This window comes from Streptomyces sp. NPDC020884 (genome assembly GCF_044333935.1).
Lineage (GTDB): Bacteria > Actinomycetota > Actinomycetes > Streptomycetales > Streptomycetaceae > Streptomyces.
In genome coordinates this window covers 405,240-424,266 of sequence record NZ_JBIRRY010000005.1, presented here as the reverse complement: position 1 = coordinate 424,266, position 19,027 = coordinate 405,240, and the positions used below count along the sequence as shown (strand labels likewise).

At 71.1% G+C, this 19,027-nt stretch carries 14 protein-coding genes; 6 read left to right on the top strand and 8 right to left on the bottom strand.

Annotated elements, in window-relative coordinates; all coding sequences use genetic code 11:
- Positions 1-23: 23 nt before the first annotated feature.
- The gene (locus tag ACH4UK_RS18800) at positions 24-1,496 is read left to right on the top strand and encodes a VWA domain-containing protein (RefSeq protein WP_398357566.1); all 1,473 of its coding nucleotides are present in this window, start codon (positions 24-26) and stop codon (positions 1,494-1,496) included.
- Here the strand turns inward: ACH4UK_RS18800 and ACH4UK_RS18795 are convergent.
- Both ACH4UK_RS18795 and ACH4UK_RS18790 read right to left on the bottom strand, forming a co-directional pair.
- Positions 1,430-2,716 carry a sensor histidine kinase gene (locus tag ACH4UK_RS18795; protein WP_398357565.1) on the bottom strand — a complete coding sequence of 429 codons (1,287 nt, stop codon included), beginning with the start codon at positions 2,714-2,716 and terminating at the stop codon, positions 1,430-1,432. The genes ACH4UK_RS18800 and ACH4UK_RS18795 overlap by 67 nt on opposite strands.
- Positions 2,713-3,366: a response regulator transcription factor gene (locus ACH4UK_RS18790; protein WP_024263690.1), complete on the bottom strand. Its 654-nt coding sequence runs from the start codon at positions 3,364-3,366 to the stop codon at positions 2,713-2,715. Before ACH4UK_RS18790 ends, ACH4UK_RS18795 begins: the two co-directional genes overlap by 4 nt.
- 182 nt (positions 3,367-3,548) lie before the next feature.
- Here ACH4UK_RS18790 and metG point away from each other — a divergent pair, with 182 nt between their 5' ends.
- Complete coding sequence (gene metG, locus ACH4UK_RS18785) at positions 3,549-5,162, top strand: methionine--tRNA ligase (RefSeq protein ID WP_398357563.1); 1,614 nt, start codon at positions 3,549-3,551, stop codon at positions 5,160-5,162.
- A 72-nt stretch (positions 5,163-5,234) separates the two neighbouring features.
- On the opposite strand, the gene ACH4UK_RS18780 is transcribed toward metG, so the two are convergent.
- Together ACH4UK_RS18780 and aspS are read right to left on the bottom strand one after the other, a co-directional pair.
- Entirely contained in the window at positions 5,235-6,065 is an 831-nt protein-coding gene (locus ACH4UK_RS18780) for a L,D-transpeptidase family protein (protein WP_398357561.1), read from the bottom strand.
- Between the two features lie 298 nt (positions 6,066-6,363).
- The gene (gene aspS, locus ACH4UK_RS18775; protein ID WP_398357560.1) at positions 6,364-8,157 is read right to left on the bottom strand and encodes an aspartate--tRNA ligase; all 1,794 of its coding nucleotides are present in this window, start codon (positions 8,155-8,157) and stop codon (positions 6,364-6,366) included.
- 168 nt (positions 8,158-8,325) lie between these two features.
- Between aspS and ACH4UK_RS18770 the strand changes: the two genes are divergently transcribed.
- Positions 8,326-10,455 (top strand): SpoIIE family protein phosphatase, encoded by a 2,130-nt coding sequence (locus ACH4UK_RS18770; protein WP_398357559.1) that lies wholly within the window; start codon positions 8,326-8,328, stop codon positions 10,453-10,455.
- A gap of 10 nt (positions 10,456-10,465) precedes the next feature.
- On the opposite strand, the gene ACH4UK_RS18765 is transcribed toward ACH4UK_RS18770, so the two are convergent.
- The 3 genes from ACH4UK_RS18765 to ACH4UK_RS18755 all read right to left on the bottom strand — a co-directional run bounded on the left by ACH4UK_RS18765 (position 10,466) and on the right by ACH4UK_RS18755 (position 13,324).
- Positions 10,466-11,548 carry an AI-2E family transporter gene (locus ACH4UK_RS18765; protein ID WP_398357557.1) on the bottom strand — a complete coding sequence of 361 codons (1,083 nt, stop codon included), beginning with the start codon at positions 11,546-11,548 and terminating at the stop codon, positions 10,466-10,468.
- A gap of 138 nt (positions 11,549-11,686) precedes the next feature.
- The gene (locus ACH4UK_RS18760; RefSeq protein ID WP_398357555.1) at positions 11,687-12,643 is read right to left on the bottom strand and encodes a pirin family protein; all 957 of its coding nucleotides are present in this window, start codon (positions 12,641-12,643) and stop codon (positions 11,687-11,689) included.
- Between the two features lie 222 nt (positions 12,644-12,865).
- Positions 12,866-13,324, bottom strand: a complete 459-nt coding sequence (locus ACH4UK_RS18755) for an SseB family protein (RefSeq protein ID WP_073822341.1) — start codon at positions 13,322-13,324, stop codon at positions 12,866-12,868.
- 167 nt (positions 13,325-13,491) lie between these two features.
- On the opposite strand from ACH4UK_RS18755, the gene ACH4UK_RS18750 reads away from it, so the two are divergent.
- The 3 genes from ACH4UK_RS18750 (at position 13,492) to ACH4UK_RS18740 (ending at position 17,124) form a co-directional block, all read left to right on the top strand.
- Positions 13,492-15,318, top strand: a complete 1,827-nt coding sequence (locus ACH4UK_RS18750) for an acyl-CoA dehydrogenase (protein WP_398357553.1) — start codon at positions 13,492-13,494, stop codon at positions 15,316-15,318.
- A 180-nt stretch (positions 15,319-15,498) separates the two neighbouring features.
- Positions 15,499-16,797: a M18 family aminopeptidase gene (locus tag ACH4UK_RS18745; protein WP_398357551.1), complete on the top strand. Its 1,299-nt coding sequence runs from the start codon at positions 15,499-15,501 to the stop codon at positions 16,795-16,797.
- Positions 16,798-16,902: 105 nt separating this feature from the next.
- Entirely contained in the window at positions 16,903-17,124 is a 222-nt protein-coding gene (locus tag ACH4UK_RS18740) for a DUF6458 family protein (RefSeq protein ID WP_398357549.1), read from the top strand.
- 51 nt (positions 17,125-17,175) lie between these two features.
- Here the strand turns inward: ACH4UK_RS18740 and ACH4UK_RS18735 are convergent, their stop codons facing one another.
- Positions 17,176-18,993, bottom strand: coding sequence for an NHL domain-containing thioredoxin family protein (locus ACH4UK_RS18735; protein ID WP_398357547.1), 1,818 nt, complete (start codon positions 18,991-18,993; stop codon positions 17,176-17,178).
- Positions 18,994-19,027 lie beyond the last annotated feature (34 nt).

The following is a 19,027-nucleotide window of genomic DNA, read 5'->3' as shown; positions in this document are numbered from 1 at the left end:
AACTCATGCGAAAGGCCTCGCCCATGGGCATTCGGAGCTTGCTGCGTAAGGTGTTCGGCCGCACGGAGCAGGACGAGCCGACCACGGCCACCGTCCCGCCCCAGGCCGAGCGCACCCAGCCCAAGGAGACGGAGTCGAAGACCACTTCGGCTGCCGAGCCCGCTGCGGAGCCGAAGGCGTCGATTCCGGCGCCGGCCTCGCCCGTGTCCCCCGTCCCGGCCTCCGCCGACGCACCGTCCACGACGTCCGCGTCCACGGCTTCCGCCGCCGCCGACTCCACGGAGCGTGACGGCTCGCCGGCCACCGACCTGGTGGCGGAGGCCTTCGACAAGGCGGCCGCCACGGCCAAGCCGTCGCCGACCGTCCCCGCGCAGGCGTCGGCCCCGGAGTCGACCCCGGAGAAGGTCGCCGAGAAGGTCGCAGAGAAGACCCCGGCGCAGGCCCCGAAGGCGGAGAAGCCCGCGGAGCCGGAGCCGGTGGCCGCCGAGGAGCCCGCCAAGGCCGAGGAGCCCGTCGAGGCCGAGGAGCCCGTCGAGGCCGAGGAGCCCCTCAAGGCTGAAGAGCCCGCGTCGGCTCCGGAGCCGATCACGATCGACTTCGATCTCGACGAGGCCCCGGAGGCCGCCACCGAGCCGAAGCAGGAGTCGAAGCCGGCGCCGGCTGCGGCAGCAGAAGCGGCTCCCGCGGACGCTCCCGCCGCCGAGCCCACCGCCGCGACCATCGAGACTCCGGAGGCCGCACCCGAGGCCACCCCGGAGGCCGCAGCGACCCCGGAGGCCACCGAGACCCCGGAGACCGCCACCGGCAAGCCCGCCACCGCCCTCGCGCGGGTCAAGACGCGCGCTCCCCAGCTCGTCGCCCCGTACAAGGCGGCGCAGGCAGCGCTCAAGGCGCACGGGCTGACCGGGCTCCGCGCCCGCGTCTACCTGGTGCTCGACCGCTCCGGCTCGATGCGGCCGTTCTACAAGGACGGCAGCGCCCAGCACCTGGGCGACCGGGCGCTCGCGCTCGCCGCGCACCTGGACGAGGACGCCACCGTGCCGGTCGTCTTCTTCTCGACCGACATCGACGGCACCGGATCCATCGAGCTCTCCGGCCACGAGGGCCGCGTCGACGAGCTGCACGCGGGCCTCGGCCGGCTGGGCCGGACGCACTACCACCGCGCGGTCGAGGAGATCGTCGCGCACTACGAGAAGTCCGAGGCCACCGGTCCGGCTGTCGTGATCTTCCAGACGGACGGCCCGCCCGACGCCAAGCAGGCCGCCCGGCAGGCCCTCACCGAGGCCGCGCGGCTGCCGCTGTTCTTCCAGTTCGTCGCCTTCGGCGAGCAGGACGCGAAGGGCTTCGACTTCCTGCGCAAGCTCGACGCCCCGAACACCGGCTTCTTCCACGCCGGCCCGGCGCCCCGCGAGATCGCGGACGCCGAGCTCTACCGGGAGATCCTCGCCGGACTACCGGCCTGGACCGCCGCACGCACGGCCGGCTCCGACGCCTGATCGACCGGCAGCCGTACGGTCACGGCGAGACCGCCGCCCTCCGGGCCCGGTAGCGCCGTGACCGTTCCGCCGTGGGCCACCGCGATCGACCGCACGATCGACAGCCCGAGTCCCGACCCCTGGCCCATCCGGTCCCGGCCCTCGCCGCGCCGGAACGGCTCGAAGAACCCCGCGATGTCGGCCTCGCAGACCACCGGGCCGGTGTTGCGCACCAGCAGGGCCCCCTCCCCGGTCAGCGAGACCTCCACCGAGCCGCCCGGCACGTTGTACGTGACCGCGTTGGCCAGCAGGTTCGCCACCAACTGGGCGAGCAGCAGCCGGTTGCCGCGCACCGGGCAGGCGGCCACCGCGACCTTCACGGCGGGGCCGTCACCCGCACCCCGGCCCGCCGGGCCGCCCGCCGCCCGCACCCCCGGATACCGGGCCGCCTCCTCCCTGACCACCCGGTCGAGACGGACCGCCTCACGCTCGTCCGTGGCCAGTCCCCGTTCGCTGCGGGCCAGCACGAGCAGCCCCTCGATGAGCCGCTCACTGCGCCGGTTGGTGTCCAGCAGCGTCTGCCGGGTGCGTACGAGATCCTCCGGGGACGGGTCGTCCAGGCCGATCTGGATCGCGGCGCGCTGGGTGGCCAGCGGGGTCCGCAGCTCGTGCGAGGCGTTCGCGATGAACCTCCGCTGACTGTCGAACGCCTTCTCCAGGCGGCCCAGCAGCGCGTCCAGCGTCTCGCCCAGCTCCTTCAGCTCGTCGTCGGGGCCGCTGGACGCGATCCGCTCGTGCAGGGTCCGCTCGGAGAGCCGGCGGGCCTTCGCGGTCATCGCGTGGACGGGCCGCAGCACACGTCCCGCTATCCACCAGCCCACGCCGACCGCGCCCGCCGTCATCACGAGCAGCGCGGCGAACGACCAGTTCATGAGCTGCTTGCCCGCCGCGTCGCTGACGTGGTCGGTGATCTCGTAGACGGTGGACGATCCGGCGGAGCTGCGGGTGATGAGGGGGCCGTTCACGGTGTATCCGGGCGGGTCGACGACCGCGGAGGAGGCGATGGCCCGCGCATCGGTCTCCGTACCGGCGCGGGAGGCGAGGTTGACGGTGGCCAGCAGCGCGGTGCCGAGCACCAGGAAGACACCGCCGTACACGAAGGCGATCCGGGTCCGGATCGTGGAGTGCGGCAGCTTCGATGCGGCGAGCAGCCGCCGCACCAGCAGGACCGGCCGCTTCACAGCGCGTACCCGACGCCCTGCACCGTGCGGATCAGCGCGGGCTCGCCGAGTTTGGCGCGGAGCTTACTCATGCAGACGCGCACGGCTCCCGTGAACGGGTCGGCGTTGGCGTCCCAGGCCCGCTCCAGCAGCTCCTCCGCGCTGACCGTGCCGCCGTCGGCCTCCAGGAGCAGTTGCAGCACGGTGAACTCCTTCGGTGAGAGGTCCAGATCCCGGCCGTCGCGCAGCGCGGAGCGCCGCACGGTGTCGAGCCGGATGCCGTGCCGCTCCAGCTGGGGCGGCACGGGTCTGGCGCTGCGCCGGCGCAGCGCGCGTACCCGGGAGACCAGCTCGGGGAACTCGAACGGTTTGCTGACGTAGTCGTCGGCCCCGAGGTCGAGCCCGGCGACCCGGTCCTCCATGGCGCCGGAGGCGGTGAGCATCAGGATCCGGGTGCGGGAGCCGGAGGCGACCAGCCTGCGGGCCACATCGTCGCCGTGCACCCGGGGGAGGTCGCGGTCGAGCACGACGACGTCGTAGTCGTGCAGGCCGAGGTAGGCGAGGGCCGCGTCGCCGCTGTAGACGGTGTCGACCGCGAATCCGGCCCGGCGCAGTCCGGTGGCGACCAGCTCCGCGAGGATCTCCTCGTCCTCGGCGACCAGTACTCGCATGGTGATGTCCCCTGCCTCGTGCACGCTTGTCCGCTCCCTCCCAGGATGCGACTTTCCTTCGGGAACCATTACGGGAACGGATGTTTCGCAAAGCTCTCCGCCGGACGCCGTCCCTCCGCCCCGAACGCGGGCCCGCATAACCGATGTGAGTGGATCTTGGTCGGGCCGTTAGGATTTCGACCATGGCGGCCACTGGATCCGAGAAGCAGGGGGCGACGGCGTACTACGTCTCGACCCCCATTTACTACGTCAACGACGCTCCTCACCTGGGCCACGCCTACACGACCGTCGCAGGCGACGTGCTCACGCGCTGGCACCGCCAGCGCGGCGAGAAGGTGTGGTACCTCACCGGCACGGACGAGCACGGTCAGAAGATCATGCGCACGGCCGAGGCGAACGACGTCACCCCGCAGGCCTGGTGCGACAAGCTCGTCGAAGAGGCGTGGAAGCCCCTCTGGGAGCACCTGAACATCGCGAACGACGACTTCATCCGGACGACGGAGAAGCGGCACACCGACCGGGTGCAGGAGTTCGTGCAGGACCTGCACGACAAGGGTGAGATCTACAAGGGCGGGTACGAAGGCCCGTACTGCGTGGGCTGCGAGGAGTACAAGCTCCCCGGCGATCTGATCGACGGCGAGGGCGAGTTCGCCGGCCAGAAGCTGTGCCCGATCCACAAGAAGCCGGTGGAGCTCCTCAAGGAGGAGAACTACTTCTTCAAGCTCAGCGAGTACGGCCCCAAGCTGCTGGAGTTCTACGCGGCGAACCCCGGCTTCATCCAGCCCGAGTCGGCGCGCAACGAGGTCGTGAACTTCGTCGAGCAGGGCCTCCAGGACCTGTCGATCTCACGCTCGACCTTCGACTGGGGCGTCCCGGTGCCGTGGGACGACAAGCACGTCATCTACGTCTGGATCGACGCGCTGCTCAACTACGCGACGGCCGTGGGCTACGGCGCCAACCAGGAGAAGTTCGACGGTACGTTCCCGGCGAACGTGCACCTGATCGGCAAGGACATCCTCCGCTTCCACTCGGTGATCTGGCCGGCGATGCTGATGGCGCAGGGCCTGCCGCTTCCCGGCAAGGTCGTCGCCAACGGCTGGCTGATGGTCGGCGGCGAGAAGATGTCCAAGTCCAACCTGACCGGCATCAAGCCGCAGGACCTGACCTCGCACTTCGGCGTGGACGCGTACCGCTGGTACTTCCTGCGGGCCATCGCGTACGGCAGCGACGGGTCGTTCTCCTGGGAGGACTTCTCCGCCCGCTACACCTCCGAGCTGGCCAACGACTACGGCAACCTCGCCTCGCGCGTCGCGGCGATGGTCGGCAAGTACTTCGGCGGCGCGCTGCCGGCGGCCACAGCCGTCGAGGACGCCGAGCGGGCCGTGCAGGAGGGCCTGGCGAAGGCCGTCGCGACCGCCGACCGGAAGATCGGCGAGGAGCTGGACTTCCAGTCCGGCATCCTGGCGGTCTTCGACTTCGTGAAGCAGGTCAACGGCTACATCACGGAGCAGGAGCCGTGGAAGGTGGCCAAGGACACCACCCCGGAGGGCCAGGCCCGCCTGGCGACCATCCTGTACACGGCCGCCGAGGCGCTGCGCGGGGTCGCGGTCCTGCTGAACTCCGTGATGCCGGAGACCTCGCAGAAGCTCTGGGAGTCCCTGGGCGCCGAGGAGTCCCTGGGCGCGCTGGCCGACCAGCGGGTCCAGGACGCGGGCACGTGGGGCGTGCTGCCCGTCGGCGCGACGGTGACGAAGGGCGCGGTGCTCTTCCCGCGCCTGGAGGAGAAGCCGGCCTAGGCGCCTTCGTCCGTACGCCGGGAGCCCGGAACCGCCGTGTGCGGTCCCGGGCTCCCGGCGTACGGCGCCGGGTCAGCGCCCCAGCGTCCCCGCGTCCCCCATCACGATCACCGGGTTCATCTTCGGGTCCAGGGTGCGCAGGAGTTCCTCCATGCGTTCTTCCGGGACGGAGACGCAGCCCTGCGTGGGGCCGCCGTGGTCGACGTGGACCCAGATGCCGCCGCCGCGTTCGAGGCCGAGCGGGCGGGTGCGGTCCAGGGGGCTGACGCCCTCCGTGCGGTTGTAGTTGATCGCGACGACGTAGTCGAAGGAGCCCTCCAGCGGCTCTCCGAAGAAGCCCTCGCCGTCCACCGCGAACCGGGGGTGCTCGTCGTACGGCAGCAGCGCGCCCGGGTCAGGGAGCCGGCCGCCCGCGTCGGTGAGGGTGTAGACGCCCGTGGGGGACCGCAGGTCGCCCGCCACATGGTGGTCGGTCCAGCCCTCCATGCCGTTGTGCGCCGGCCAGGGTCCGGCGACCGGCTGCCAGCCCTTCGCGGGGTCCTCACGGCTGTAGAGGACCGCGCTGGACTGGTTGGAGTCGGCTTCCTCCCCGGTCACGACGAACGCCTGCCGGGCTTCGGCGGGGATCTCCGCGCGGGTCTCCGGTCCCAGTTCCGGGATCTCGGCGGGGCGCGGTGCGGGCGTCGGGCTGGGTGAGACCCGGAGCGCGGACGCGGCGTCGGACTGCGGGCCCGGCGCACCGCGCGGCACCGAGGGCGCGTCCTGCTGCGTCGCGCAGCCGGTGAGGAGCAGCGTCAGCAGGGCCAGGAGCGCCAAGAGGGATGGGACGGCCGGGAACGCCGGCAGGGGCGGCAGGGGGCCCGGGGCGGTGCGCGGTGTGCGGGGGCGGTGGGGGACGGACACGGCGGCGCGCTCCTCGGGTTCCGGCTGACGACTCGGCACTCGACACTCGGCTCTGCCCGTGTGCGACTCGCTCGACGACCGGAGCCCGGCGCTCGGCGCTCGATGCGCGACCCTCGACAGAGGTGCCTCGGTGCCAGTCTTTGCCGGGCCCGGCCGGGCCGAACCCGAATCGGGGCCATCCGGCTGTACCACGTCGCCCGGCTGTCACCGGCTCTCCCCCGCGTGCAACGAAACAGCCCCCGATCGGGTGATCGGGGGCTGTTTCACGTGAAACATCCGCAGAGCGGGGCCGTGCGGACTACTTCTCCGCGGGCTTTTCCGACGCGCCCTTCGCGGCGACCGGCTTGCGGAGCTGGATGTTCAGTTCGCGCAGACGGGTCTCGTCCAGCTCGGTCGGGGCGCCCATCATCAGGTCCTGGGCGTTGCCATTGAGCGGGAAGGCGATGGTCTCGCGGATGTTGGGCTCGTCGGCGAGCAGCATCACGATGCGGTCGACGCCCGGGGCGATGCCACCGTGCGGCGGGGCGCCGAGGCGGAACGCGCGGAGCATGCCCGCGAACTCGTGCTCGACGGTCTCGCGGTCGTACCCGGCGATCTCGAAAGCCTTGAGCATCAGCTCGGGCTCGTGGTTACGGATGGCGCCCGAGGACAGCTCGATGCCGTTGCAGACGATGTCGTACTGCCAGGCGAGGATGTCCAGCGGGTCCTTCTCCTCCAGGTCGGCCAGGCCGCCCTGGGGCATCGAGAAGGGGTTGTGCGAGAAGTCGATCTTCCCGGTCTCCTCGTCCTTCTCGTACATCGGGAAGTCGACGATCCAGCAGAACCGGAAGACGCCCTCCTCGAAGTGGCCCGCGCGCTTGGCGGTCTCGACCCGGACGGCCGACATGATCTTGGAGACCTCGTCGAACTCGCCCGCGCCGAAGAAGATCGCGTGGCCCGGGACCAGCGAGAGGCGCTCGGTGAGCGTCTTGACGTCGGTCTCCGTGAGGAACTTGGCGATCGGGCCGGCCAGCGTGCCGTCCTCGCCCACGCGCACCCAGGCCAGGCCCTTGGCGCCGTGCTCGACGGCGTACTCACCGAGGCCGTCGAAGAACTTCCGGGACTGGCCGGCGGTGTCCGGGACCGGGAGCGCGCGCACGTGCTTGCCGGCGAACGCCTTGAACCCGGAGTCGGCGAAGACGTCCGAGATGTCGACGAGCTCCAGCTTGGCGCGCAGGTCCGGCTTGTCGTTGCCGTACTTCAGCATCGACTCACGGAACGGGATGCGCGGGAAGGGCGAGGTGACCTCGCGGCCGTTGCCGAACTCGGTGAAGAGCTCGGTCATCAGCTTCTCGATCGGCTGGAAGACGTCTTCCTGCTCGACGAAGGACATCTCGACGTCGAGCTGGTAGAACTCGCCCGGCGAACGGTCCGCGCGGGCGTCCTCGTCGCGGAAGCACGGAGCGATCTGGAAGTAGCGGTCGAAGCCCGAGATCATCAGCAGCTGCTTGAACTGCTGCGGAGCCTGCGGCAGGGCGTAGAACTTGCCGGGGTTCAGCCGGGACGGGACGACGAAGTCACGGGCGCCCTCGGGGGAGGTCGCGGTGAGGATCGGGGTCGCCATCTCGTTGAAGCCGAGGGCCACCATCTTGGAGCGGATGGAGGCGATCACGGCCGAGCGCAGCAGGATGTTGCGGTGCATGCGCTCGCGACGCAGGTCGAGGAAGCGGTACTCCAGGCGCCGCTCCTCGTTGACGCCGTCCTCGGTGTTGATCGTGAAGGGCAGCGGCCCGGCCTCGCCGAGCACCTCGACCTCGGTGACCTCGATCTCGATCTCACCGGTCGGCAGCTCCGGGTTGACGTTGTCGGCGCCGCGCGCGGACACCTTGCCGTCGATCCGGACGACGGTCTCCTTGGTGAGCTTCGCCAGGGCCTCGTTGCCGGGGGTGCCGGGGCGGGCGACGAGCTGCACCAGACCGTAGTGGTCGCGCAGATCGATGAAGAGGATGCCACCCAGGTCTCGGCGATTGTGCAGCCAGCCGCTCAGCCGGACGTCGGTGCCGACGTCAGAGGCGCGGAGCTCGCCGCAGGTGTGGGACCTGTACCGATGCATCGTCGTTCATCCAGTCTTCGCGGTTGGGGGTGGATTGGAGCCTCCCCAGGCTACCGCCCGGGGAGCCGACGCTTCATTTCGCTTTACGGTCCCGCATCCGCCCGGCCGCCGGGGCAGGTGGCGGCCCCTCGGTGGCGTCCACCGAGCACATCTTCCTAAAGTGGGGCAATGCGCACCGAGGAAGTCCTGGCCGCGATCGCGACGGGCCTGTGGCGCTGGGACAACGCAGCCGGCACGGTCACGCTCGACGCAGAGGCGGCCCGGCTGCTCGGCCTGCCTCCCGAGCCCGGCAGCTATCGGGAGTCGGCGGTGCGCTCCCGTTTCCACCCGGTCGACTGGAACGAGATCTACGGAGTCGTGAACCTCGCGGTCACCGAGGGCACCCTCGCCGAGGCACGGCTGCGGATCGTGGACGAGCGCGGGCAGGTCCTCCGTATCGTGCGCAGCCGGTCCAAGCCGATCCTCCCGCCGGACGAGGACGTCGGGAATTACGTCCTCTACGGCACGCTCCAGGAAGTCGCCGAGCCGCAGCCCGGCTCCACCGACGCCGCCCACACCCCGATCACCGGGGACTGGCGCCGGTCCCGGGAGGCGTTCCTGTTGGACGCCGGGCGCGCGCTGGCCGAGGCCCGGTCCACCGCGGAGGTGCTGCGGGTCGCCGGATCGCTGTCCATGCCCGGCTTCTCCCCGGACGGCCTGGCGGTCTTCGGGTCCGCCGGGGAGCGGCTGACGATCGTCGGGCACCACGGACACAACGTCGGCGACGAGGAGTCCTTCACCGACATGCCGCTGGAGACGGACTACCCGGCCGCCGAGGTCGTGCGCACCGGCCGGGCGATCTACCTCCCCTCCCCCGAGGAGTACCGCCGCCGCTACCCGGCCACCTGGCCGCTCGCCCGGCGCTTCGGACGGCAGTCCTGGGCCTTCCTGCCGCTGGTGTCCTCCGGCCGCACGATGGGCGCCTGGATGGCCGGGTTCCGGCATCCGGTGGGCTTCTCGCCGGATGAGCGCGCGGTGCTGTCGACGGTCGCCCGGATGCTCGCCCAGGCCCTGGCCCGCGCCGGGGTGGCCGAGACGGAACGGGAGCTGTCGCTGGGGCTCCAGCGCTCGATGATGCCGACCCTGGGCCCGGACATCCCCGGCATGACCGTGGCCGCGCGGTACGTGCCGACCGGCGGCGGGCTCCAGGTGGGCGGCGACTGGTACGACATGATCCCGCTGCCCAACGGCCGCATCGCCCTGGTCATCGGCGACGTCCAGGGCCACGACGTCCGGGCCGCCGGGTTGATGGGCCAGCTCCGCATCGCGCTGCGCGCCTACGCCTCCGAGGGCCACCGCCCGGACGCGGTGCTCTCCCGGGCCTCGCGCTTCCTGTCCGGGCTCACCGACGCGTACGAGAGCGTCGAGGGCGACGCGGAGCCCTCCGCGCCCCGCTTCGCGACCTGCCTGTACGCGGAGGTGGACCCGGAGACCGGGACCCTGGACATCGCCCGCGCGGGCCACCCCGACCCGGTGGTGATCAGCGCCGACGGGACCGCGGTGATCCGGCAGACGGCCGGCGGGCTGCCGCTCGGGATCGAGACGGACTCGGACTACCCCACCACCCGGGTGGTCCTGGAACCCGGCGAGACGATCATGCTGTGCACGGACGGCCTCATCGAGACCGGCGGACACGACATGGCCACCGGCTGGACCCGGCTGCGCCCGGTCCTGGAGGAGCCCGCCGAGGACCTGGAACAGCTGGCCGACGCCCTGGTCCAGGCCGTGCACGGGCCGACCTCGCACTACACGACGGGACCGCTCGCCGACCGGCGGGAGGACGACATCGCGGTCCTGGTGCTGCGGCGCGAGAGCACCCCGGCCCGGAAGTCGCCACCGCGCCGCAGCGTCCTGACCATCGCGCAGGCCGAGCCCGAGCGGGTCTCGGTCGGCCGGCAGCTCGTGCGCGAGCTGCTGCACGACTGGGGCGATCCGGATCAGGTCGACTCGGCGGTCCTGATGGTCTCCGAGATGGCCACCAACGTGCTCGTCCACACGGACGGGGACGCGCTGATGATGGCGGAGGTCTCCGGCGAGCAGGGAGAACGGCGGCTCCGCGTCGAGGTCGCCGACGCCAGTGACGAGCTGCCGCACAAGCGGCGGCCGGGCGAGATGGCGTCCAGCGGGCGGGGTCTGGTGCTGATGGAGATGCTGGCGGACGCGTGGGGGGTGGATCCGCGCGGGGAGGGGAAGTCGATCTGGTTCGAGCTGTACGAGTCGGACGAGCCGGGGGAGTTGGCGGAGGCCCCGGCGTCCTGAGGCCGGAGTGCTACGGGGCGGGGGCGGGCGGCGGCGAGGCGGGCGCGGGTGGCGGGCCGTAGCCCTTGCGGAGTTCGCCGAGGACGCCGAAGGCCGCCGCGCACAGGGGGACGGCCAGCAGCATGCCGAGCAGGCCGGCCACACTCGCTCCGGCCGTCAGCGCGATCATGATCATGGCGGGGTGCATCTGGACCGTACGGCTCTGGATCATCGGCTGGAGCACATGGCCTTCCAGCACCTGGACCGCGAGCACCACCCCCAGGGCCCACAGGGCGATCACGAACCCCCGGTCGGCCAGCGCGACCAGCACCGCGACCGCGCCGGAGAGGAACGCCCCGAGGTAGGGGATGTACGCGCCGACGAAGACCAGCGCGCCGAGCCCCACAGCCCCCGGAACGCCCAGGATCAGCAGGCCCACCGTGATGCACACGGCGTCGATCAGGGCGATGAACGTGGTGCCGCGCATGAAGCCCTCGACGGCCTCGAACGCCCGGCGGCCCATGGCTTCGACCAGGTCCCCGGCGCCGCGCGGGGCCACCGAGTGGGCCAGGTTGACGGCCCGGTCCGAGTCGCGCAGGAAGAAGAAGGTCAGCAGCAGGGCCAGCACGCTGGTCGCCACCAGCGAACCGATCAGGCTGATGCCGCTGAGCAGACCGCCCGCCGCGCTCGCCCCGAACTTCTCGACCAGGTTCTTCGCGTTGTCGGCCAGGTCGTCGACGTCCGTGGCCCCGGCGATGTCCAGGTGGTCGACGACCCACTGGCCCGCGTCCTTCAGCGAGGCGACGATCTGGTCGCCGGAGTCGACGAGGGCGGTGACGACGATGTACCCGGCGCCGCCGACCACCGCGACGAGGGCCGCACAGGTCAGCCCCGCGGCCAGCGAACGGTTGAGCCTGCGCGCGATCAGCCAGCGGTGCACGGGGCCGAGCAGGGCGGTGCCGAGCAGGGCGAGCAGCACCGGGGTGACCGCGGTCTTGAGGGCGACGACCAGCCAGATCGCGACGGCGGCGACGCCCACGACGAGCAGGACGACACCGCACCAGGCGGCCGCGCGGCGGGCGCTCTCGGGAAGGAGGGGCTTGGGTGCGGGCACCCTCCCACCCGATCACGGTGCGCGACGGCTGTCCCGTCCGCCGCCCCCGTACGAGTGACGGAGCGTCATCTCGCGGGAGCGGCACGGGCCGGGCCCCGCGCCCCGCATCGCGCGGAGTGCGGGGCCCGGCCCGGTGGGTCACATGCCGTGGACGGCGGGGACGGTGCCCAGGCGGCCGGCCTGGAAGTCCTCGAAGGCCTGCTTCAGCTCGGCCTGACTGTTCATCACGAACGGTCCGTAGTGCGCCATCGGCTCCCGGATCGGGCGGCCGCCGAGGAGGACGACCTCCAGGTCCGGGGTGTGGCCGTCCTGCCGCTCGTCCGCGCGGACGGTCAGCGAGCCGCCTGCCCCGAACACCGCGGTCTGGCCCATCGCGATGGGGCGGCGCTCCTCACCGACGGTGCCGCGGCCGGCCAGGACGTACGCGAGGCCGTTGAAGTCCTCGCGCCAGGGCAGGGTGACCTCGGCGCCGGGCCGGACGGTGGCGTGGATCATCGTGATCGGGGTGTGGGTGATGCCGGGGCCCTGGTGGCCGTCCAGCTCACCGGCGATGACCCGCAGCAGCGCGCCGCCGTCCGGGGAGGCGAGGAGCTGGACCTCGCCGCCGCGGATGTCCTGGTAGCGCGGGTTCATCATCTTGTCGGCCTTGGGCAGGTTCACCCAGAGCTGGAGGCCGTGGAAGAGCCCGCCGGACTGGACGAGCGACTCCGGCGGGGCCTCGATGTGCAGCAGGCCGGAGCCGGCGGTCATCCACTGGGTGTCGCCGTTCTCGATGGTGCCGCCGCCACCGTTGGAGTCCTGGTGGATGAAGGTGCCGTCGATCAGGTACGTGACCGTCTCGAAGCCGCGGTGCGGGTGCCAGGGGGTGCCCTTGGGCTCGCCGGCGGCGTACTCCACCTCACCCATCTGGTCCATCATGATGAACGGGTCGAGGTGCCGGTAGTTGATCCCGGCGAACGCGCGGCGCACCGGGAAGCCCTCGCCCTCGAATCCGGTCGGCGCGGTCGTGACGGTGAGTACGGGACGGGCCGCGGCGTCACTCGAAGCGGCCACCTTGGGCAGGGTCAGCGGGTTGTCGACAGTCACTGCGGGCATGGAAGCCACCTCCGGGCGAGTGTTCTGGAATCAATTTAGTTGAATGGTGAACATCCCGCAAGGTGTCGCGCATTCCCGGGGTGGCACCGGCAGGGAGCCCGGGGTGACCCCGACAGCGGACGCGGGGTGGCCGCGACAGCGAGAAGGGCCCGCGCCACTCCCGGCACGGACCCTCGCCCGAACAATGAAATCGCAGGTCAGCGACCCACTACGACGAAACGCCTACCCGTACATGCGGCGCATGGCGAAGTCGACCATCTGCTCGACGGCCTTGGCGTCGAAGACCATCCGGTGATCGCCCTCCATGTCCAGGACGAAGCCGTACCCCGTGGGCAGCAGGTCGATCACCTCGGCCCCGGTGATCACGAAGTACTTGGACTCCTTGCCCGCATACCTCCGCAGCTCCTTGAGCGTGGTGAACATCGGGATCACCGGCTGCTGCGTGTTGTGCAGCGCCAGGAACCCGGGGTTGTCGCCGCGCGGGCAGTAGACCTTCGACGTGGCGAAGATCTGCTGGAAGTCCTCGGCGGAGAGGGAGCCGGTGGTGAAGGCCCGTACCGCGTCGGCCAGGGAGGGCGGCGAGGGTTCGGGATACAGGGGCTGCTCCCCGTAGCCGCCACCCATCTGGCCCATCTGACCCATCTGCTGCTGAGCACCAGGGTTCTGGTCGTAGCCGTACATGCTGCAAAGAGTAATCGGACACATCTACGGCTTGAGGGGTTGCGCCTTATTACTGACGGGTAGCATCATCGTAGAGGTCAGCTGATAGACCTACGCCTGCCTGTCGCCCGACCCTCATCACTCCCCGGGGCGCCGCGCGCCACTGCTATTGATTACGGAGCCTTCCCATGGGGCACTACAAGTCGAATCTCCGCGACATCGAGTTCAACCTCTTCGAGGTACTCGGGCGCGACAAGGTGTACGGCACCGGTCCGTTCGGCGAGATGGACGTCGACACCGCGAAGAGCATCCTGGACGAGCTCGCCCGCCTCGCGGAGAACGAGCTCGCGGACTCCTACGTCGACGCCGACCGCAACCCGCCGGTCTTCGACCCGGAGACGAAGACCGCACCGGTCCCGGCGAGTTTCAAGAAGTCGTACCAGGCCTTCATGGACTCCGAGTACTGGCGCCTGGGCCTCCCCGAGGAGATCGGCGGCACCACCTCCCCCCGCTCCCTGATCTGGGGCTACGCGGAGCTGCTGCTCGGCGCGAACCCGGCCGTGTGGATGTATTCCTCCGGCCCGGCGTTCGCCGGCATCCTCTACGAGGAGGGCAACGAGGAGCAGAAGAAGATCGCGGAGATCGCCGTCGAGAAGCAGTGGGGCTCGACGATGGTGCTGACCGAGCCGGACGCCGGCTCGGACGTCGGCGCCGGCCGGACGAAGGCCGTGCAGCAGGACGACGGCTCCTGGCACATCGAGGGTGTGAAGCGCTTCATCACCTCGGGCGAGCACGACATGTCCGAGAACATCATTCACTACGTGCTGGCCCGCCCCGAGGGCGCCGGACCCGGCACCAAGGGCCTCTCGCTCTTCATGGTCCCGAAGTTCCACTTCGACTGGACCACCGGCGAGCTGGCCGAGCGCAACGGCGTGTACGCGACGAACGTCGAGCACAAGATGGGCCTCAAGGCCTCCAACACCTGCGAGATGACCTTCGGCGACCAGCACCCCGCCAAGGGCTGGCTGATCGGCGACAAGCACGACGGCATCCGCCAGATGTTCCGCATCATCGAGTTCGCCCGCATGATGGTCGGCACGAAGGCCATCGCCGCCCTCTCCACGGGCTACCTGAACGCCCTGGAGTACGCCAAGGAGCGCGTCCAGGGTCCGGACCTGGCGAACTTCATGGACAAGACGGCGCCCAAGGTCACCATCACGCACCACCCCGACGTGCGCCGCTCGCTCATGACGCAGAAGGCCTACGCCGAGGGCATGCGCTCCCTCGTGCTCTACACCGCCTCCGTCCAGGACGCGATCCAGGAGAAGGAGGCCGCGGGCGAGGACGCCAAGGCGCTGATCGGCCTCAACGACCTGCTGCTGCCGATCGTGAAGGGCTACGGCTCCGAGAAGTCCTACGAGCAGCTCGCGCAGTCGCTCCAGACCTTCGGCGGCTCCGGCTACCTCCAGGAGTACCCGGTCGAGCAGTACATCCGGGACGCCAAGATCGACACCCTCTACGAGGGCACCACGGCGATCCAGGGCCAGGACTTCTTCTTCCGGAAGATCGTCCGCGACCAGGGCGCCTCGCTCAACACGCTCTCCGAGGAGATCAAGAAGTTCCTCGCGGGCGCCCACGGCAACGAGGAGCTGGCCCCCGCGCTGGACTCGCTCGCCAAGGCCGCCGTCGACCTGGAGGCGATCGTCGGCACGATGATCACCGACCTCACGGCGACCGGCGAGGACGTCAAGAACATCTACAAGGTGGGCCTCAACACGACCCGCCTGCTGATGGCCTCCGGCGATGTCGTCGTCGGATACCTGCTGCTCAAGGGCGCGACCGTGGCAGCCGAGAAGCTGCCGAACGCCGGCGCCAAGGACGTCGCCTTCTACCGGGGCAAGATCGCCGCCGCGCAGTTCTTCGCCGCGAACGTCCTGCCGCACGTCTCCACCGAGCGCGCGCTCGCGGAGTCGATCGACAACTCCCTGATGGAGCTGGACGAGGCCGCGTTCTAGGCCTCGCGCCTGCTGCGTACGTCAACCAGTGCCGCCACCCGGAATTCGTTCGGGTGGCGGCACTGTCGCCCGCTGGAGCAGGGACGCGACAGCACGTCCTCGATCGACGGGCCGTGGCAGACCCCCTGGATCTCCCGGTCACCGGATACCGGACCCTGGGTCCTCGTTACAGTGAAGAACATGAGTTCCCCTCTCCGGTTCGACCGTGCGCACACCGATGACCTGATGTCCTTCCTGGCGGCCAGCCCGTCCCCGTACCACGCCGTGGCCAACGCGGCGGCTCGGCTGGAGGAGGCCGGCTTCCGGCAGGTCGAGGAGACCGCCGCCTGGGACGCGTCGGCCGGCGGGAAGTACGTGCTGCGCGGCGGGGCGATCATCGCCTGGTACGTGCCGGAGGGCGCGCAGCCGCACACGCCGTTCCGGATCGCCGGGGCGCACACCGACTCCCCGAACCTGCGGGTGAAGCCGCTGCCCGACAGCGGGGCGCACGGCTGGCGCCAGATCGCCGTCGAGGTGTACGGCGGCACCCTGCTGAACACCTGGCTCGACCGCGACCTGGGGCTGGCCGGGCGGATCTCGCTGCGGGACGGCACCCACCGGCTGGTCAACATCGACCGGGCGCTGCTGCGGGTGCCGCAGCTGGCCGTGCACCTGGACCGGTCGGCCAACACCGAAGGGCTCAAGCTCGACCGGCAGAAGCACATGCAGCCGATCTGGGGGCTCGGCGACGTCGAGGAGGGCGACCTGATCCGCTTCGTCGCCGAGGAGGCGGGCGTCGACGCGGCGGACGTCACCGGCTGGGACCTGATGCCGCACGCCATCGAGCCGCCCTCCTACCTGGGCCGGGACCGGGAGCTGGTGGCCGGGCCCCGGATGGACAACCTCCTCTCGGTGCACGCCGCGACCGCCGCCCTGGCCGCCGTCGCCGGGCAGCCGGACGCCGACATCCCCTACATCCCGGTGCTCGCGGCCTTCGACCACGAGGAGAACGGCTCGCAGTCCGACACCGGGGCCGACGGACCGCTGCTGGGCTCGGTGCTGGAGCGCTCGGTGTTCGCACGCGGCGGCACGTACGAGGACCGCGCCCGCGCCTTCGCCGGCACGGTCTGTCTCTCCTCCGACACCGGCCACGCCGTGCACCCCAACTACGCGGAGCGGCACGACCCTACGCACCACCCGGTCGCCAACGGCGGGCCGATCCTCAAGGTCAACGTCAACATGCGCTACGCCACCGACGGCAGCGGCCGCGCCGTGTTCGCCGCGGCCTGCGAGAAGGCGGGCGTGCCGTGGCAGAGCTTCGTGTCCAACAACGCGATGCCCTGCGGCACCACGATCGGTCCGATCACCGCTGCCCGGCACGGCATCCAGACCGTGGACATCGGCGTCGCGATCCTCTCGATGCACAGCGCGCGTGAGCTGTGCGGCGCGGACGACCCGTATCTGCTGGCGAACGCCCTCGTCGCGTTCCTGGCGGGCTGACCCGGCCGGTCACCCAACCGCCCTCGCGCACATGGTTGTTGCCGGGCCGGGTACCCGAGGCGTACACCGGTCCGGATTCACCGGGCGGTCGAGGAGGCGGGATTCATGGGACTCGGAGGATGCATTCTCCTGATCGGTGGGGGCGCGATCCTGGCGTTCGCCACCGACTGGAAGATGGACACCGTCAATGTCGACCTGGTCGGCTGGATCATGATGCTCGTCGGCCTCGTCGGGGTCTTCGTCTACATGAGCATCGCGCGACGCCGCCGGGTGGTCATGCCACCCACCACCACGGTCGTCCCGGAGGACGAGCAGCGCTACCGCTGACGGCCACCGCGCTCCGGGCCGCCCCGTGAGGGGGCGACCCGGCCGGTCTTCTCAGCCCTGCTCGTCCATGCCTGCGAGCACCAGCGGCAGCCGGGGCGTTCCCTCCGCGGTCACGCGGACGGGGACGCCCCAGTCCTGTTGGTGCACATGGCAGGCCGGGTACTCGTTGGCCGGGTCGTCGTCGCAGGACGCCGCCATCGCGGAGACGTGCAGCACGCCCTCGGTGACCCCGTCCGCGAGGACCAGGTCGCGCCCGAGGTCCGTGCCCGCACCGGAGCCCCCGGCCAGCAGCTCCGGCGGGGTCGAGGAGATCAGCAGCCGGGTCGAGGGCCCGTAGCGGGTGTCCAGCTTCTGTCCGGCGGGCGCCTGGAAGACGACGTCCAGGCGCAGGGTGCCCGGGGCGATCTCGGTGGCGGCGCGCTGGGTGCGGTGCGCCCGGTCGGTGACCCGGACCGCCTCCTCGGGGAGCCGGAGGCGGGTCAGCCGGTGGCGGGCCGACTCGACGACGACCAGGTCGCCCTCGACCAGCACCGCGTCGCTGGGCTCCCGGACGTCGGTGGCCAGCGTGGTGACCTCGCCGGAGGCCGGGTCGTACCGGCGCAGCGCGTGGTTGTACGTGTCGCTGATCGCCACGGACCCGTCGGGCAGCGCGGTCACGCCGATCGGATGCTGCAGGAGCGCCTGGTCGGCGGCCCCGTCGCGGTGGCCGAAGTCGAAGAGGCCGGTGCCGACGGCGGTGTGCACCTGCTCGTCGCGGTCGAGGTAGCGCAGCGCGGAGGTCTCCGAGTCGGCGACCCAGAGCCGCTCCCCGTCGGCGGACACGGCGAGCCCGGACGGCTGGGCGAACCATGCCTCGGCGGCCGGCCCGTCGACCAGGCCCTCGTTGGTGGTCCCGGCGGCGACGCGTACGGTCGCGCTCCGCGGGTCGTACGTCCACAGCTGGTGCACGCCCGCCATGGCGATCCACAGCCGGTCGCCGAACCACGCCACGTCCCACGGCGAGGAGAGGTCCACCTCGCGCGCCGGACCGCTGGTCGGGGTCCCCTGCCACCACTGGCGGCCGGTCCCGGCGAGGGTGCTGGTCACCCCGGTCGTGAGATCCAGAGCGCGGATCGCGTGGTTGACGGTGTCCGCGACGGCGATACGGCCGTCCGGGAGCACGGCGAGCCCCTGCGGTTCGCTGAACCGGGCCGCCTCCGGGCCGCCGTCGGCCAGACCGCGGTCCCCCGTGCCGAAGTGGCGTCGCACGGTCTCGCCGTCGGCGTCCAGCTCGACGAGGCGGTGACGGGTGGTGTCGGAGACCAGGAAACCGCCGTCCGGCAGGAGGAGTGCCTTGCCGGGGAAGCGCAGATGCGTGGCGACGGGCTCGGGCGCCACGTAGGGGCCGTCCCCGCGGCGGAGCGTGCCCTTGGCGGCGTGCTCGGCCTCCAGCTCCTCGACGAGCTTCTCGATGGCATGCGCGTGGCCCTCGCCCGCGTGCTGGGCGACGACATAGCCCTCGGGGTCGATGACGACGAGCGTCGGCCAGGCGCGTACCGCGTACTGCTTCCAGGTGGCCAGCTCGGGATCGTCGAGGACGGGGTGGTGGACCTCGTAGCGCTCGACGGCGTCGACGACGGCCTGGTGCTCGGCCTCGTGGACGAACTTCGGCGAGTGGACGCCGATGATCACCACGGTGTCGCGGTGCTTCTCCTCCAGCTCGCGCAGCTCGTCCAGGACATGCAGACAGTTCACACAGCAGAACGTCCAGAAGTCGAGGATGACGATGCGTCCCCGCAGGTCAGCGAGGGTGTACTGCTGGTCGCCTGTATTGAGCCAGCCGCCCTTGCCGATGAGTTCGGGGGCGCGGACGCGTGCACGTGTTGCCATGTCACCAGTCAACACCGTGATCGCCTGCGCGCAT